Consider the following 16,339-nt stretch of genomic DNA (forward strand, 5'->3'; position numbering starts at 1 on the left):
CACACTACTTAAGTCCACACCTGATTTTTTACTGTCATTTTTTTTCACCTCACTATTTCCACATCCAGCTAATATAAAAACAGTTCCTAATAATACTATTAAAGTTTTAAATCTTTTCATCTCCACTTCCTCCTTAAATTCAACATTTGTATTCTAATATCTTGTTTTATAAAATAAATCCCCATTTAGATAAGACTAAATGAGGATTTCTCATATATTTTAGCCTTATCTCTCAGGGATTTCCTGCTGGATTTAGCACCATGCATGCGAATGAAACACACTGGTTGCTGAAACTTCATTGGGCCAGTCCCTCAGTTTCTCTAGATAAGAAAATATTAAATTTTAATAAAATAAGAGACCATGCCAAACGATACATTTTATACAAATGTCGTTAAACATAGTCTCTAGTTTGTCTAGTTGACTAAATATATCCAAGTATTACGATTTGTTTACTTGTTATTATTATAGTCGTATATTTTTATTTTGTCAAACTTTTCTCGTATTTTTTGCATATAAATTAGTAAAAATATATTTTTATTCATAAATTACATTTTAAACCCCAATTTAAATAAGAAAGTATTAAATTCCTTCAATTACCTCTTTAGGCTTTTTTGTGTAATCTGCCAATTTAACAAAACTAGTTTTAATTTTATATATTGAAGTATTTTTTATTTCTCCACTTAATACTAAGTCCTTTATTACCGGGTATCTTTTACTTATTCCTTCTACAGCTTTACTAAATTCATTTTCTTCTGTAACTTCTGACGCTATACCACTTACAGCTACACTTTTAAAACTTTCATATTGTTGACCTTCATTTTCAAAATATATTGTTACCTTTGGATTTAATGCTATATGTTTAACCTTTTGTGTTGCTTTTGCTGTAAAAAAATATATATCTGAACTGTCATTTGAGAATGCACCAATATCTCTAACATATGGAACTCCATCCTCACCTATTGTTACTAATAATCCTACTTTAGATTGCTCAATATAGGCAATTGCACTACTTAAAACTTCACTCATTTTATTCCTCCATTTAATCTTATTGGACCAGTCCCTCAGTTTCTCTATATAGGAAAACATTAAATTTATAAATCATTAAGACCGAATTCCATCATTATTTCTTCAAGTCTTTCTTGAGTCATTGGCTTTGGAATTACGAACAACTTATTATTATCAATTCTTTGTGCTAACGTTCTATATTCATCAGCCTGCTCTGCTTTTGGATCAAAATCTATAACAGTTTTCTTATTAATTTCTGCTTTTGTTACTACTGGACTTCTTGGTACAAAGTGAATTAATTGGCTTCCAAGTTCTTTAGCAAATGCATCTAATAATTCGTATTCATTAGACACTTTTCTGCTATTACAAATTATGCCACCTAATCTAACTCCACCACTATTAGCAAATTTTAAGATACCCTTTGCAATATTATTAGCAGCATATAACGCCATCATTTCTCCACTTGCAACTATATATATCTCTTTTGCTTTTCCTTCACGTATTGGCATAGCAAAGCCACCACATACAACGTCTCCAAGTACATCGTAAAATACATAATCTAAATCATCTTCATATGCACCAAGTTGTTCAAGCATATTAATTGAAGTTATTATACCTCTACCTGCACATCCAACCCCTGGTTCTGGTCCACCAGATTCAACACAGTTTATGTTTCCATAACCCTTTTTCATTATTGCATTGATGTCAATATCTTCTCCTTCAGCCCTTAAAGTGTCAAGAACCGATCTTTGTGCTAATCCTCCAAGTAAAAGTCTTGTAGAATCCGCTTTTGGATCACAACCTACTACCATTATTTTTTTTCCCATTTCAGCAAGACCTGCTGTAAGATTTTGAGTTGTTGTGGATTTGCCAATTCCACCCTTCCCATAAATAGCTACTTGTCTCATTTGACGTTCCTCCTCTAAAATATAAGATATTATTTTTTTGAATTTGACTAAAGCATTAATAGAAACATTATTCTAAGGACTTCTTAAACGCTTGTTTTAGGTCTTCAATTAAATCTTCTATGTTCTCTAATCCAATAGAAAGTCTTATTGCTTCTTTAAATACACCTGCCTTAATTTTATTTTCATCACTTAGCGATGAATGTGTCGTTTCACTTGGTTGCACGGCAAGTGATTTGGAATCTCCAACATTTACAAGAAAACTAAAAACTTTCAAACTGCTTAAAAACTTATTGATGGACTCTTGCTCTCCTTTAAATCCAAATGAAAGTATAGAACCAGCTCCTTTATGAAAATATTTTTTTGCTAGTTCCTTGTTTTTATCATTTGAAATTGTAGGATAGCTAATCCATGAAACTTGTGGATGTTGTGAAAGAAATTCAACTATAGCTTCTGTGTTTTTAACCTCTCTTTCAACTCTTACTGACAAAGTCTCTAGACCTTGAATTATTAAAAATGCATCAAAGGGACTTAATACCGCTCCAAAATCAGATAAATAATGAAGTCTTATTTTTGCAGTAAAAGCACTATTAGGAAATTCATCAACCACTTTTTTGTTTTGAAGTTTATAATCATCTATAGTAAAATTGGGGAATTTACCATTATTCCAATTGAATTTGCCATTCTCAACTATTAATCCACCAAGCGTTGATCCATGCCCACCTAAAGTTTTAGTTGATGAGTATACAACAATATCTGCCCCAAAATCAAATGGCTTTAAAAGATATGGACTAGCAAAGGTATTATCCACAATAAGGGGAATTCCTCTTTCATGAGCAACTTCTGCTATTCTTCCTATATCAATCACATTGATTAATGGATTTCCAATGGTCTCAACAAATATTGTTTTAGTGTCTTCAGTTATTGCTTCTCTAAATTGTTCAATATCATATGGATCTTCCACCCAATTTACGTTAATTCCAAGCTTTGGGAGTGTGTGTTCCAAAAGATTGTAAGACCCCGCATAAAGAGAATGTACTGCTACAATTTCACCCCCTCCCTCAGCTACATTTAGTAAAGAATACGCTACTGCTGCCATTCCAGATGCCACAGCTAAAGCAGAAGTTCCCCCTTCAAGTGCTGTTATTCTTTTTTCAAGTATATCTAAGGTTGGATTCCCACTTCTAGTGTAAAAAAAGCCTTGTTCTTCTTTAGCTTTTAATCTCTTTAATCTATCAGTATCGCCAATATTAAAAGATGCAGTCTGATAAATTGGTACCGTGGATGCATAATTATGTTTTGCAGGATCATATCCGCCTCTAACTTGAAGTGTTTCAAATCCATAATTCTGTTCTGATGCCATAAACACAACTCCCCTTAAAACCTTTGATTTAAATTTTTAATTTGCTATCAGTTTTATTATAATAATCAATTAATTTCTCTAAGGCCACATCAATAGATTCCTGAATATCATAAGAATCTATGCCTTGTTCTTTAAGTGCATTTTGGGCACCAGGGCCTATCCTTCCTACAAGTACCGCTCTACAATCATTAATTTTTTCTGTAAGTGGTGAAAACTTGTTTTTGTGATATTCACTACACTCGCAATCTATTCTGTTACTTCTTGATTCAATAAAATCATATTCCTCACCATTTACTTCATATATTAAAAATTGTAGTGCTGTTGCAAAATGTTGATCTACAAATACACCATCACCACTTCCAACTGCTATTCTATAACTCATAAATTAACACCTCTCTAAATTAATTATGTTTTGAAAGTAATTTACTATAAATATCTTCTGTCAAATTTAGTCCACCTCGATATCCTACGTAGGTATGGTTTAAAATAAGCCTATCAGATATTGGAAGCCCTACGCTTAAATGTAGACCATTTATCTCGTTTGCTATATCCATATCCCACGAACTTCCAAGAATCAATGGCGTAGTATTTATGTTGTATTTTTCTATTTGCTCATTTATATACCATCCATCTTGAGAAAATGTAACATCTGTTGATATTCCCAGTGGAAAGTCTTTAAAGTTTTCTTTTATGCCTTTTTTAAATTTCTCTGGTACATCCTCCGTAATAAACTGATGAACTGGTAAAAGCCCTAAGTCGTTCACCAAAAATTTACTTATACCTAGTGTATACGATGCATCATTAATGATAAAAAACTTTTTAGGCAAATCAAATCTTGATTGAATGAGAAAATCTGCTGAACGAGCTAAATAATAAAAATATTCATCTTCATATTCTTTAATAACCTTCTCTACCAAATCCGTATCTATATTTGCAAATTTTCCAACTGTTCTTAAAAATTTGCTAGTCTCTACTCCTCCAATAGGTAAGACAGGATAATGTAAATATGGTGTATTAAATTTTTCTTTCAGCATTTCTGCAGGTCTAAGCCCCAGCCAAGGCGATATTACAAGATTAAACTCAGCAGCTGGTATATCCTTTATTGCATTAATACCCCCACTGTTATGACCAAAGAGTATATTTGCTTTAAGTCCAATACTTCCAAGCAGTTTTTTTATTTCGTTTAAATCCCCCTCCCAAAATGGATCGTGGTTAGGCGCAGATGCAAATACATTAACTAGTCTAGATTTTTTTTCAGGAACAGGTTTTAAATATTGTTGTATTATTGCCTCTAAAACTAGTTCATGTCCTTTATATGCATCTCCCTTAAATCCACCGGTTTCCGCATAAACGATTGGAATACCTTTTTCCGTAAAATCTTTTACAACCCTTCCAACATCATCACCAACAATGTCAGAAATGCATCCTGTTAAAACAACAAAAAAATCGCCATCCATGACCTTTAAAGTTCCTTCTATAAGCCTGCGTAACTTTTTTTCTCCACCAAACACCACATCATTTTCAACTAAATTACTACATGGAATGGCATCTCCTCCAGTGTATCCTGAGCCTTGTTGCCCTCCACATGAAGACATAGCTGTTGTTAATTTTGCGCTACACCCTGGCCCTGCATGAACTATTGGAATAGCCCTTTCAATTGCTATAACAGTCTGTTGTGCACCTAATGCACAAAAATGTCTTGGTTCTTGTAATAATTCACTCATTATTTTTGTCCCCCTAAGAAAGCAAACGTGTCTTGATTTAACCACCAATCTGTATATGGTAATTTTGTGTGTTTTGATATATTTTTGACAAACAAGGGATTGCTTATTGTATCTAGTATCAATTCACCATAATTTATAAGTCCCTCATATCCTACTCCAAAATGTTCATCTCCCATTTCAAAAGATGGGATTCCAAGTTTCGTAGCCCAAATTGTCCCTGCATGTCTAGTTATATATATGTCTGGCTTCAATTTATAAAGTTTGCTTACAATTTCATAAGATTGCTTGTTACATACAGAAAATTTGAAATTGCCATAGTTTTTAACATCATGTTTTAAACTGTCAGTTCTATCATCATTACAGTCAAACTTGGCATCATGATGCCAAGTACATGCTCCTAATAAATTCATACCATATTCTTTAACAATTGAAATTATGCTATGTCCATGTGCAGAACCCGCACCTATATAAACTGTCTTACCTTCTAGTTTTCTTTTAAGCTCCTCAAACCTAGGTGCTATTCTTTTTTTCTCTGAAGTTATTAAGTCCTCAACTTCTTTTTCCTTATGGACTATTTTGCCAAGTTCTCTTAACCAACTGTCTGTTCCTGCAATACCATAAGGTGGAGGTGATTTTACTTCTGGTACCCCAAAGTGTTCCTCAAGCCCTGCTGCAAAATACGTTCCTAAAGTAGCACATATTTGAAGAGTTGCAGCTGCTTTTGACACACGTTCTAATTCACTTATTTTTGTATATGGCACAATGTAATTTACTCTTAGTCCAATTCTTCCTAAAAGCTCTGTAAAAATATCCTTACCTTGAAAATTAATTATATTTATTAAGTCAGGTTGCTTCTTTTTAGCAGGTTTCACAATCTTTCTTAATATTCCGTGATAGGCTGCATCAAATCCCGTAGCCCAAATTTTTGATCTAAACCCTTCACAGAAAACAGCTACAACGGGAATACCAATTTCTTTTTCTATAGAGTTACAAATTCCTTCCACATCATCTCCAATAATTGCAGATGCACAAGTAGTAGTAACAAATATAGCTTTAGGATCAAATCGTCTCTTTGCTTCTCTTATTGCATTTCTTAGTTTTTCTGTACCTCCGTATATCATGTCTTTTTCCGTTAAATTTGTATTAATATAATTTAAATTGTGCACGGGTAATTTTCTTTTCTTTCTTCCTGAACGTCCAACCATATTACGACCTGGGATATCACCGCTACAGCCAGCTGGTCCATGCTCAACTACTGCTGCATCTTGAATAAAAACTAGCTGGTTTTTAACTTGATTAGCACTACATGAAGTACACTGGGAAAAGGTTCTATCCAAATCTTTCATTTTACCACTATGTGCTTTTTCACATAAATCATCTGCGTCTCCCGCATACCCAGACACAGCTCCCAATCTTTTTTCTCTAAGTTCAACTACAGGATGTTTTAGATTAATTGTCATCTTTAACCCTCCTTTTCACTAAAAAATTAAAAATCTTCACCTAGATAAGACTAAATGAAGATTTTTAATTCTTTTAGCCTTATCTTTCAGGTAAATATACCTGTTGGACTTAGCACCATGTATGCAAATGAAACATACTGGTTGCTGAAACTTCATAGGGCCAATCCCTCCGTTTCTCTAGATAAGAAAATATTAAGTTTTAATACAAAAAAACTATGTTAAAAATGTTTTAATTAAAAACATTCCTTAACATAGTCTCTAGTTTGTCTAGTCAACTTTATGTTCATTTCCAAGTATTCATATTTGTTTTATTAAAATTTATTATAATTGTTATATGAATTTTTGTCAACTACTAATTATAAAGCTGTTTTAAAAATATTAAATACATCATCTGCATCTATAGGTTTCAAACTACCTATCTTGCCGTATCTTACAGATTTTTTTGCCATTTCCTGAAGTTTACTTTCATCAATTCCAACTTCACTTAATCTTGAAGGAATTCCCAACTCATTAAAGAATTCTCTAGTTTTATTAATTGCAGTATTAGCAATATCATATTTATCCTTATCATCACTTATGTTCCATACATTTTTACCAAATTCAACAAACTTATCTACAGTGCTATCATCAAGTATATACTTCATCCAAAATGGAGTTAAAATTGCAAGACCTACTCCATGAGTTATGTCATAATAAGCACTTAATTCATGCTCCATAGGGTGAACTACCCAATTTGAATCTTTTCCAAAGCTAAGTAATCCGTTTATTGCAAGACTTGAAGTCCACATTAAGTTCGCTCTTGCCTCATAGTTTTCAGGTTCATCTACTGCTTTTTTACCATAATTTATACAAGTTTTAAGCATTGCTTCTGCCATCCTATCTTGAAGAAAAGCTTCTTTTGTACTGCTGAAATATGCTTCAAAAATATGACTCATAATATCTGCAGTCCCTGCTGCTGTTTGATTTTTGGGTACTGTAATAGTATATGTTGGATCCAGTATTGAAAACTTAGGTGCCATATCAGGATTTCCTGTGCCAAGTTTTTCATTTTCATCCATATTTGTTATTACTGCAAAGGTATCCATTTCTGATCCTGTAGCTGCTAGCGTTAATACACTTGCAACAGGAAGTACCTTTATGATTTTTCCTGGATTTTTAACTACCTCCCAGGCATCTCCATCATAGTAATATGCTCCAGCTACAACCTTTGCACAATCTATAGAACTTCCTCCGCCTACTGCTAATACAAGCTCTATTTTGTTCTCCCTGCAAATCTCAACGCCTTTTCTTACAGTTGTTATTCTAGGATTTGGCTCAACACCTGCAAGTTCCCAAAATTCAATTGAGTTTTCTTTTAATCCTTTTATAATATCATCATAAAGCCCACTTCTTTTTATGCTTCCCCCACCATATACAAGAAGAACTTTTGAACCATATTTTTTTATCTCATTAGGTAAAACTTCTATTTTATTTTTTCCAAAAAATATTTTTGTTGGAATTGAATAATCAAAATTTAACATGTAGTTACCTCCACTAGCTATATTCCTACAACACTTGTTACTCCTGGAACTTCTCTTTTTAAAGTTTCCTCTATAAACATTTTTAAAGTCATTATTGCACCTGGACAATTTCCACATGCACCTTGAAGCTGTACTGTTACAACTCCCTCATTGTTTACACTTACATATTTTACATCCCCGCCATCTCCTTGGAGTGCTGGACGTATTCTCTCTATTGACGCTTTTATTCTTTCTTCCATTTTATAACCACCTCATAAATTCTCAATTTTACAATTATAATTTTACTACTACGCCGTTAAAATACAAGTACGCACTTTTATAATAGATAGTATACTTTTAGTAACTGTATATTATTTAATTAGACCTTTACTTCTAAGATAATTTTCTGCTACCACTTTAGGATCCGCACCATTGTCAACTTTATAATTTAACTTTCTCATATCCTCGTCTGTTATTTTATTTGCAAGTTTTTCAAGCAAAGGCTTTAGTTCAGGATATTTTTTTAAAGTGCTCTCTCTTACTAAAGGCACAGCATAATATGGTGGAAAAAAGTTTTTATCATCTTTTAAAGTCTTAAGGTTCATCTTCTGAAGTATACCATCTGTTGAAAAGGCATCTGCAACTTGAGTTTCATTATTACCTAAAGATGTATATCTAAGGCCTCCATCAAGACCCTTGGTGCTCTTAAAATTTAGTCCGTATGTTTTTTGAAGTCCCAAATATCCATCCGTCCTATTTAAAAATTCCATTGTACTTCCAAGTGTAAGTTGATTACTTACCTTAGCTAAATCAGATATAGAATTTACATTATACTTATTTGCTAAATCCTTTTTCATTGCTAACACATATGTGTTATTAAATCCTAATGGTTTTAACCATTCCATATCATAATTTTTCTTAAAATAATCATTTACCTTACTATATACCTTATCTTTGTCGCTTATAGATTGCTCTTTCATTATATCCACAAGACCAGTTCCTGTATATTCAACATACATGTCCACGTCTCCAGATTTCATTGCATTAAACACAACAGTAGTTCCACCTAAATTTAGTTTTTCTTTAACTTTATAATTTGTATTATCTTCTATTAGCGTTCCAAGCATGTTCCCAAGTATAAGTTGCTCATTAAAATTCTTTGACCCAATTACTATTACATTTTTATTACTATAATAGTTATATCCAACTCCTGATACTATTATCACAACAATTAATATACTAAGTGCAATTCTATATTTCTTTACAATTTTAACAAATTTTTTTGATTTTCTATTGTTTGATTTTTTACTAGAAGATAAGCCTTGAGGAACCACTACATTTTCAATTTTTCCTATAATAAAATCAATCACTAATGCAAGTATACAAGCTGGTATTGCTCCTGCTAATACCATATAGTTGTTAACTGTTTGTACGCCCGAAAAAACTAAGTAACCAAGTCCCCCTGCTCCAATAAATGCAGCTATAGTCATAAGACCAACCGCAGTAACTGCAGAAATTCTAATTCCTGACATGATAACTGACATTGCTAGTGGGAATCTAACCTTCAATAATATTTGAGTTCTAGTTAGTCCAATCCCCTCCGCTGCCTCAACAATAGCTTCATCTATATTATTAAGACCCGTAAATGTATTTTTTACAATAGGTAATAAAGAATATAAAACTACCATTACAATTGCTGGTTTGCTTCCTATACCAAAAGCTGGTATTAAAAACCCAAGTAAAGCTATGCTTGGAATTGATTGTACAACATTAGCTATTGCTAAAACCGTAGATGAAATTTTTTTCTTCCCAACAATAACTATTCCTAGTGGCACCCCTATTATTATAGAAATTACTACTGCAAATATTGTCAATTCAATGTGTTGTAAAAACAGATTAAATATTTGTTCTTTTCTTTCTACTACAAAACTTATAAAATTACTTATATCATTCATTATTCTTCCACTTCCTTACTTAAAAGCTGGCTACTTAAAACTGATAGCAAGCTACTTTTTGTAATAAGTCCAAGTAGTTTTGATTTTTTATCTGTAATTGGAATGTAACTTACATTTTCCTTTTCTATTTTTTCAATTACATCTACTATAGAGTCATCTTCATATGCTGTTATAAGTTCCCTCTCCATAATATCTTTTAACTTTATATTTTTATTAGGTGTAGCCCTTATTTCCTTTAAAGTTATTATTCCATTTAATATGTTTTCCTTATCTACTATAAGTAGGCTATCTACATGATTTGCCTTCATAATCTCAATTCCCTGTAAAAGAGTTCTCTCTGCACTTGCCTTTATAGGACTTTTTATCATTATATCTCTTGCTTTTATAAATTCTGGTTGACTCCATATTCTGTCTTCTCCTATAAAGTTTTTTACAAAGTCATTAGCTGGATTTTTTAATATATTTTCAGGAATATCATATTGAATAACACTACCATTTTCAATGATGCAAATTCTATCTGCAAGTTTTAATGCCTCATCCATATCATGAGTTACAAAAACTATAGTTTTTTTAATATTTTGCTGTATATTAAAGACCTCATCTTGAAGTTGATTCCTTGTTACTGGATCCAAGGCACTAAAAGGCTCGTCCATTAGTATTACTTCCGGGTCCATAGCAAACGCTCTTGCAATACCAATTCTTTGTTGCTGTCCACCGCTTAATTCGTTAGGATATTTATTCAAATATTCATCGGGATTCATATCAACCATCTTTAATAATTCTATTGTTCTATTATTTATTTTTTCTGCATCTATTTTTTCTAGTGAAGGTATTAATTCTATATTTTCTTTTACTGTTAAATGAGGTAAAAGACCTGTTTGCTGTATGACATACCCCATATTTCTTCTAAGCTTTATAGTGTCTTCACCTTCAATATTTTTATTATCAATTAAAATTTCTCCTGAACTTACTTTAATCAATTTATTTATCATCTTTAATGTAGTTGTTTTCCCACAGCCGCTTGGTCCAATAAGTGTTACAAGCTCTCCTTTTTCTATCTTTAAACTCATATTATTAAGTATGATTTTATTTCCTACCACTTTGCTTACATTTTTAAACTCTATCATAAATTTTGCTCCTTTCTTGTTAAGTAACAACTCCTATTATATTATAAAGTTGTTACTTTGTAAAGAATATAAAGACTTTTCTGTTTATATGCACTGACCAGTTTAACTTTAAAAATAAGAAAAACCAGCATTAAAATCATGCTGGTTTTTCTTATTTTAAACCTTATTTTTTATATAAAAATTCTTTTATTTTATAATAACTATCCTCATCTCCAATTGCTACAAATACATCTCCACTTTGAAAAACAGCATATGGCCCTGGTGAAAGACTAAGTTTTCCATCACGTCTTATTCCTATAATAGTTGCCTTGGTTTTTTGCCAAAAATTTGTTTCAGCAATTGTTTTTCCAAGCACTATACATCCAGCCTCTATTTCAAACTCAAAGGGTCTAAACGGATTACTTTTCCCAAATCTACTAGTGTAATCCATTAAATCATTTATTTGTATATCCAATTTTTTTTCTATCTCTTCTCGTTCATCCATCAAATTTAATATGCTTTTTTTTAATGAACTAATAGATTCCATGTCCTTAAATTTATCTACAAATTTCAGACAATTGTCTACAGATTTTACTACAATCCCACTTCCTTTTGTAACTTCAACTACATCCATTTCATTAAGTAAGATAATGGCTTTCCTAATTGTTTCTGGAGATACATTGTAATGGCTTGAAAGAACTGACCGTCCATATAACCTCTCTCCAATAGCAAAATCTCCTTGAATTATCCTATTAGCAATATCAATGGCTATCTTTTTATAAATTGGTTTTTCTTTGGATTCACTAAACATGTACACTCACTAAGACTATTTTAGTTTTAGTGTGTCCCCCCTTTATCGTTATATACTGTTTTTTATCAAATACAGTATAGAGTAATATTAATTAACTGTAAACAACTTATTAATATTATTTTTTTAATAAATCACTGAATAATTGTAATTGAATTATAAATTTGATATTATAATATGTAATAAATAGTACTATACTATTAGTGCTATAGTTACTAATAGTATACCTTAATATATGACATACTCAAAAAAATAACAAGCCAATTTTGGAGGAAGTTAAATGACACATAAAAAAAGTGAATATTCCTGTTCCATGGAGCTAACAATGGATTTAATTGGTGGCAAATGGAAGATGCGAATACTTTGGTATCTAAATATGGGCACAAAACGTTTTTCAGAAATAAAAAGATTGATTCCTGACATAACTCAAAAAATGCTTACCCAACAACTTAGAGAGATGGAAAGTGATGGACTAATTACAAGAAAAGTTTATGCTGAAGTGCCTCCTAAAGTTGAATATTCAAGTTCAAATTATGGGAAAAGCCTTCAGGAAATTCTCGAAAAGATGTGCACCTGGGGATCTGATTACGCAAATAAAAACAATATAAACATATAATTGAGGAGGTAATATTATGGGGGATAAAAAATATACTGCTTACGTTGGGACTTACACTTCTGGAGAGAGTAAAGGAATTTATAGGTTTACTCTTAATGAAAATAAGGGCATCATAGAGAATATAAGACTTTCTGCTGAACTTTCTAATCCAACTTATGTTGCAATAAACAAAAACAATACCAATCTTTATTCTGTAATAAAGATTGGTGAAAGAGGTGGAATAGCATCTTTCAAAATTGATTCAAATTATAATCTAGAGCCTTTAAACTGTAAATTTACAGATGGCAAATCACCTTGTCATGTGGTCTTAGATGAAAGCAATGAATACGTTTTTACTTCAAATTATCATAAAGCAGAACTTATATGCTACAATGTTTCTTCCGACGGAAGCATTAAAAATTCTTTAGCTACAATTCTGCATAAAGGCTCTGGTCCAAATAAATTAAGACAAGATAGCGCTCATATTCACTTTTCAACTTTTACACCAGATAAAAAATACCTTTGCGTGGTTGATTTGGGATTAGACAAGCTATTTGTATATAGCTTAAAAGGTGACAAACTTGAAGAACTTACAGAAAAAAATATTAATTTTAAACCTGGTTCTGGCCCAAGGCATTTAACCTTTCATCCAAATGGTAATTTTGCATATATAATCACAGAATTAAGCTCAGAAGTTATAACTTTAAAATATAATAGTGCTAGCGGTTCATTTGAAGTACTTCAATACATATCTGCATTACCAAAAGGTTTTACATTAGAAAGTGGTGGTGGCGCAATCCATATTTCTCATGATGGAAACTTTCTATACGTGTCAAATCGTAGTAATGACAACAGTAGCATAACAGTGTTTACCGTGGATTCTCTTTCCGGGAAGCTTGCATTATCATCAAATAATATGCTTAAAGGACAGGGACCTCGTGATTTTTCTATATCACCTTCCGGCAAATTTTTAGTTGCAGCAAACCAAAACACAAATAATGTAGAACTGTATTCAATTAATTCTTCTACAGGTGCGTTAACCTATCTAGATGTATCTGAATATATACCAAACCCTGTATGCATTAAGTTTTTAAATTAAATCTAGAGGGATGTATCAAGATAATAAGAAATTGGAAGGCAATTGTTATTATCTTGATACATCCCTTTTTTATTTATTTAACGATTGATTCAAGGTATGCCATGCAAGTACTGCACATTTAACTCTAGCTGGCATATTAGAAATGTTTTTTAGTGCCAAAGCATCTTCTAGTATTTCTAGTTCCTTCTCATCTGTAATCTCTCTTTTAATCATTCCTAAAAAAGTTTCAACAATATGTTTTGCTTCTTCTACTGTTTTCCCTTTTATTAAATCTATCATTATAGAAGTAGATGCCTGGGATATAGCACATCCTATACCTGTAAATCCTGCATCTTCTATTATTCCATTTTCAATCTTTAGTTCTAGTTCTATTTCATCTCCACAGCTTGGATTATGACCTTTTTCTATATGATCTGCACCTTCAACATGCCTCTTATTATGATTTGAGGAGTTATGTTCAGCTATGATTTCGGAATATATACTATTTAGATCCATATCCTAACCACTTCCTTGTATTCTTTAATGCCTCTACTAAAGCATCTACATCTTCTTTAGTATTGTATATATAAAAGCTTGCTCTACAGGTAGCATTGACATTCATATATCTCATTAATGGATGAGCACAGTGATGACCTGATCTTATTGAAACTCCATAAGAATCCAATATAGATGAAACATCATGAGGATGTACATCATTTACATTAAATGATATTACTCCTGCTTTCTTTTCAATATCCTTAGTTCCATAAATAGTTACATATGGAATTTCACTAAGTTTCTCTATTGCATAACTTACAAGTTCTTTTTCTATTTTTTCTACATTTTCCATTCCAATTTTGTTTAAATATTGTATTGCAGCAGTAAGACCAACTGCACCACCAACATTTTGAGTTCCACCTTCAAATTTATGAGGAACTTCTGCAAAGGTTGATTCTTGTTCCCACACATATTCAATCATATCTCCACCAAACATAAATGGAGGCATTTTTTCTAAAAGTTCTTCCTTACCATATAAAACGCCTATTCCCATTGGAGACAACATCTTATGACCTGAAAACACAACAAAGTCTGCATCCAATTCTCTTACATTTACCTTCATGTGAGGTATGCTTTGTGAACCATCTAAAATAGCTATAGCTCCTACACTATGAGCTTTTTCTATTATTTTTTTAACAGGATTTATTGTTCCAAGTACATTAGATACGTGAGTAACAGAAACTATTTTAGTTTTTTCTGTTATCTTGCTCTCTATCTCAGCATCATCTACTATGCCGTCTTCATTTAAATACATATATTTAAGAACTGCACCCTTTGCTTTTGCAACCTGTTGCCATGTAACTAAATTTGAATGATGTTCTGCAATAGATATTACTATTTCATCACCTTCATTTATGAAGTTCATTCCATATGCATATGATAATAAATTAAAGCCTTCAGTAGCATTTTTTACAAATACTATTTCTTTTCCTTTTTCTGCTCCAATAAAATCCTTTATAACTTCTCTAGAGTTTTCATACATTTCAGTTGCCTTAACACTTAAATAATATGCACCTCTATGTGGATTTGCATTGAACAAACTATAATATTCATCCACAGCTTTAATTACAGATAGTGGTTTTTGTGTTGTAGCTGCACTATCTAAATATGCAAGTTTATGACCATTTACTTCTTGATTTATAGTAGGAAAATCTACTCTATACTTATTACTCATTTATCAGCTTCCTCCTGATATTTTCATAAATTTCTACCTTAGTATCGTCCTCTGGAATCCTATCTATAATAGGGCTTATGGCAGCTTCGATTATAAGTTTTTTTGCTTCTTTTTCACTGAAGCCTCTTGTCATAAGATAAAAAAGCTTGTTTTCATCTATTTTACCTGCACTTGCTGCATGTTGCCCTTCAACATCATCTTCAGTACATAATAATACTGGAACTGATCTATTTCTTACCTTTGGGCTTAGAAGCACTGCATACTCTTCCTCTTGGCCTTTTGCCTTTGAAGCACCTTTTTTAAAGTCAAGCGTTCCTTTAAATATCTTATTACTTTTATCCATTAAGGCACCTTTTGATTCAATTGAACTTTTTGTCTCTTTACCATAGTGATTTACAAGATAATTAATATCTATATTTCTTTCTTTATCACCGATATACACAGAATGCATATTAGTACTACTTCTAAAACCTTCTAAATCTGTTCTAAAATTTGTTATACTGTCCTTAGAACCAAGTTCCACAAGAACATAGTTTATAGTTGCACCATCTTCTAGTTTTGCAACATTTGCATCTAGGTGAGTGCTTTCATCTGAGAGTGTCTGAATTTTTATAAGATTTACTGTTGAACCTTTTTTACAATAAATCCTTGTAAGTCCATTATGGAAGAAATTTAATTCTTCTTTTGAACTATATCTTACAATTATAGTTATTTCACTATCTTCTTCTGCAATTATAACATTGTCATCTACAACTATATCGTTGTCTTTGTCAAAATCATAATTTATAATTACAGGCTCTAGAATTTTTTTATATGCCTCAGTTTCAACCAAAAATCCTGTGTTGTACTTGCTCTTCACTTGTTCACTAAGTTTTTCGCCAACACCTTCATAGTCGAAAGTATCAAAAATTCTAAGTGAATTTTTGTTCTTATCTATGCTTATTAGATTTAATCCATCTCCAGTGTTTCCTCTTAAGGCGTCAAGGTTATAAGGTTTTACTTCCGGAAGTTTATGATTTACGGATACATTATTTACCCCAAGCCATCTCCAAGTTCTTACTGGAATATTATTTATTTTACTCAATGCATTTTCGCTCATATTCTCACCC

The 16,339-nt window shown here is 31.8% G+C and carries 16 protein-coding genes and 2 riboswitches; of the genes, 2 read left to right on the plus strand and 14 right to left on the minus strand.

Annotated features, from left to right (window positions below; all coding sequences use genetic code 11):
• Nucleotides 1-222: 222 nt before the first annotated feature.
• Nucleotides 223-331, minus strand: a riboswitch (SAM riboswitch).
• Nucleotides 332-579: 248 nt separating this feature from the next.
• From B8978_RS15895 to B8978_RS15945, 11 genes are all read right to left on the minus strand, one after another.
• Nucleotides 580-1,026 carry a pyridoxamine 5'-phosphate oxidase family protein gene (locus B8978_RS15895; protein ID WP_084117283.1) on the minus strand — a complete coding sequence of 149 codons (447 nt, stop codon included), beginning with the start codon at nt 1,024-1,026 and terminating at the stop codon, nt 580-582.
• Nucleotides 1,027-1,091: 65 nt separating this feature from the next.
• Nucleotides 1,092-1,943, minus strand: coding sequence for a nitrogenase iron protein (gene nifH / locus B8978_RS15900; RefSeq protein WP_278327016.1), 852 nt, complete (start codon nt 1,941-1,943; stop codon nt 1,092-1,094).
• Between the two features lie 37 nt (nt 1,944-1,980).
• On the minus strand, nt 1,981-3,273 hold the full coding sequence (locus B8978_RS15905) for an O-acetylhomoserine aminocarboxypropyltransferase/cysteine synthase family protein (RefSeq protein WP_084117287.1): 1,293 nt from the start codon (nt 3,271-3,273) through the stop codon (nt 1,981-1,983).
• Nucleotides 3,274-3,301: 28 nt separating this feature from the next.
• Nucleotides 3,302-3,655, minus strand: a complete 354-nt coding sequence (locus B8978_RS15910) for a NifB/NifX family molybdenum-iron cluster-binding protein (protein WP_084117289.1) — start codon at nt 3,653-3,655, stop codon at nt 3,302-3,304.
• A 19-nt stretch (nt 3,656-3,674) separates the two neighbouring features.
• A complete protein-coding gene (locus tag B8978_RS15915) occupies nt 3,675-4,997 on the minus strand; it encodes a nitrogenase component 1 (protein ID WP_084117291.1) in 1,323 nt (440 codons plus the stop codon).
• Nucleotides 4,997-6,457, minus strand: a complete 1,461-nt coding sequence (locus B8978_RS15920; RefSeq protein ID WP_084117293.1) for a nitrogenase component 1 — start codon at nt 6,455-6,457, stop codon at nt 4,997-4,999. The genes B8978_RS15915 and B8978_RS15920 overlap by 1 nt, the downstream gene beginning before the upstream one ends.
• Before the next feature lie 76 nt (nt 6,458-6,533).
• Nucleotides 6,534-6,645: riboswitch (SAM riboswitch) on the minus strand.
• Nucleotides 6,646-6,813: 168 nt separating this feature from the next.
• A complete protein-coding gene (locus B8978_RS15925) occupies nt 6,814-7,977 on the minus strand; it encodes an iron-containing alcohol dehydrogenase (RefSeq protein ID WP_084117295.1) in 1,164 nt (387 codons plus the stop codon).
• Nucleotides 7,978-7,994: 17 nt separating this feature from the next.
• Nucleotides 7,995-8,216, minus strand: a complete 222-nt coding sequence (locus tag B8978_RS15930) for a NifU family protein (protein ID WP_084117296.1) — start codon at nt 8,214-8,216, stop codon at nt 7,995-7,997.
• Between the two features lie 111 nt (nt 8,217-8,327).
• Complete coding sequence (locus B8978_RS15935; protein WP_084117297.1) at nt 8,328-9,911, minus strand: ABC transporter permease/substrate-binding protein; 1,584 nt, start codon at nt 9,909-9,911, stop codon at nt 8,328-8,330.
• Nucleotides 9,911-11,038, minus strand: coding sequence for an ABC transporter ATP-binding protein (locus tag B8978_RS15940; protein WP_084117298.1), 1,128 nt, complete (start codon nt 11,036-11,038; stop codon nt 9,911-9,913). Before B8978_RS15940 ends, B8978_RS15935 begins: the two co-directional genes overlap by 1 nt.
• 163 nt (nt 11,039-11,201) lie before the next feature.
• Complete coding sequence (locus tag B8978_RS15945; RefSeq protein ID WP_084117330.1) at nt 11,202-11,828, minus strand: GntR family transcriptional regulator; 627 nt, start codon at nt 11,826-11,828, stop codon at nt 11,202-11,204.
• Between the two features lie 277 nt (nt 11,829-12,105).
• Here B8978_RS15945 and B8978_RS15950 point away from each other — a divergent pair, with 277 nt between their 5' ends.
• On the plus strand, nt 12,106-12,441 hold the full coding sequence (locus tag B8978_RS15950) for a winged helix-turn-helix transcriptional regulator (protein ID WP_084117299.1): 336 nt from the start codon (nt 12,106-12,108) through the stop codon (nt 12,439-12,441).
• Between the two features lie 16 nt (nt 12,442-12,457).
• Complete coding sequence (locus tag B8978_RS15955; protein WP_084117300.1) at nt 12,458-13,519, plus strand: lactonase family protein; 1,062 nt, start codon at nt 12,458-12,460, stop codon at nt 13,517-13,519.
• Between the two features lie 69 nt (nt 13,520-13,588).
• Here the strand turns inward: B8978_RS15955 and sufU are convergent, their stop codons facing one another.
• From sufU to sufD, 3 genes are read right to left on the minus strand one after another with little or no spacing between them, the layout of a single operon-like run.
• Entirely contained in the window at nt 13,589-14,014 is a 426-nt protein-coding gene (gene sufU / locus B8978_RS15960) for a Fe-S cluster assembly sulfur transfer protein SufU (protein ID WP_084117301.1), read from the minus strand.
• A complete protein-coding gene (locus B8978_RS15965; RefSeq protein ID WP_084117302.1) occupies nt 14,001-15,230 on the minus strand; it encodes a cysteine desulfurase in 1,230 nt (409 codons plus the stop codon). Before B8978_RS15965 ends, sufU begins: the two co-directional genes overlap by 14 nt.
• Nucleotides 15,223-16,329 (minus strand): Fe-S cluster assembly protein SufD, encoded by a 1,107-nt coding sequence (gene sufD, locus B8978_RS15970; protein ID WP_084117303.1) that lies wholly within the window; start codon nt 16,327-16,329, stop codon nt 15,223-15,225. Before sufD ends, B8978_RS15965 begins: the two co-directional genes overlap by 8 nt.
• Between the last annotated feature and the right edge of the window lie 10 nt (nt 16,330-16,339).

The organism is Clostridium acidisoli DSM 12555 (genome assembly GCF_900176305.1).
GTDB classification, from domain to species: domain Bacteria; phylum Bacillota; class Clostridia; order Clostridiales; family Clostridiaceae; genus Clostridium_I; species Clostridium_I acidisoli.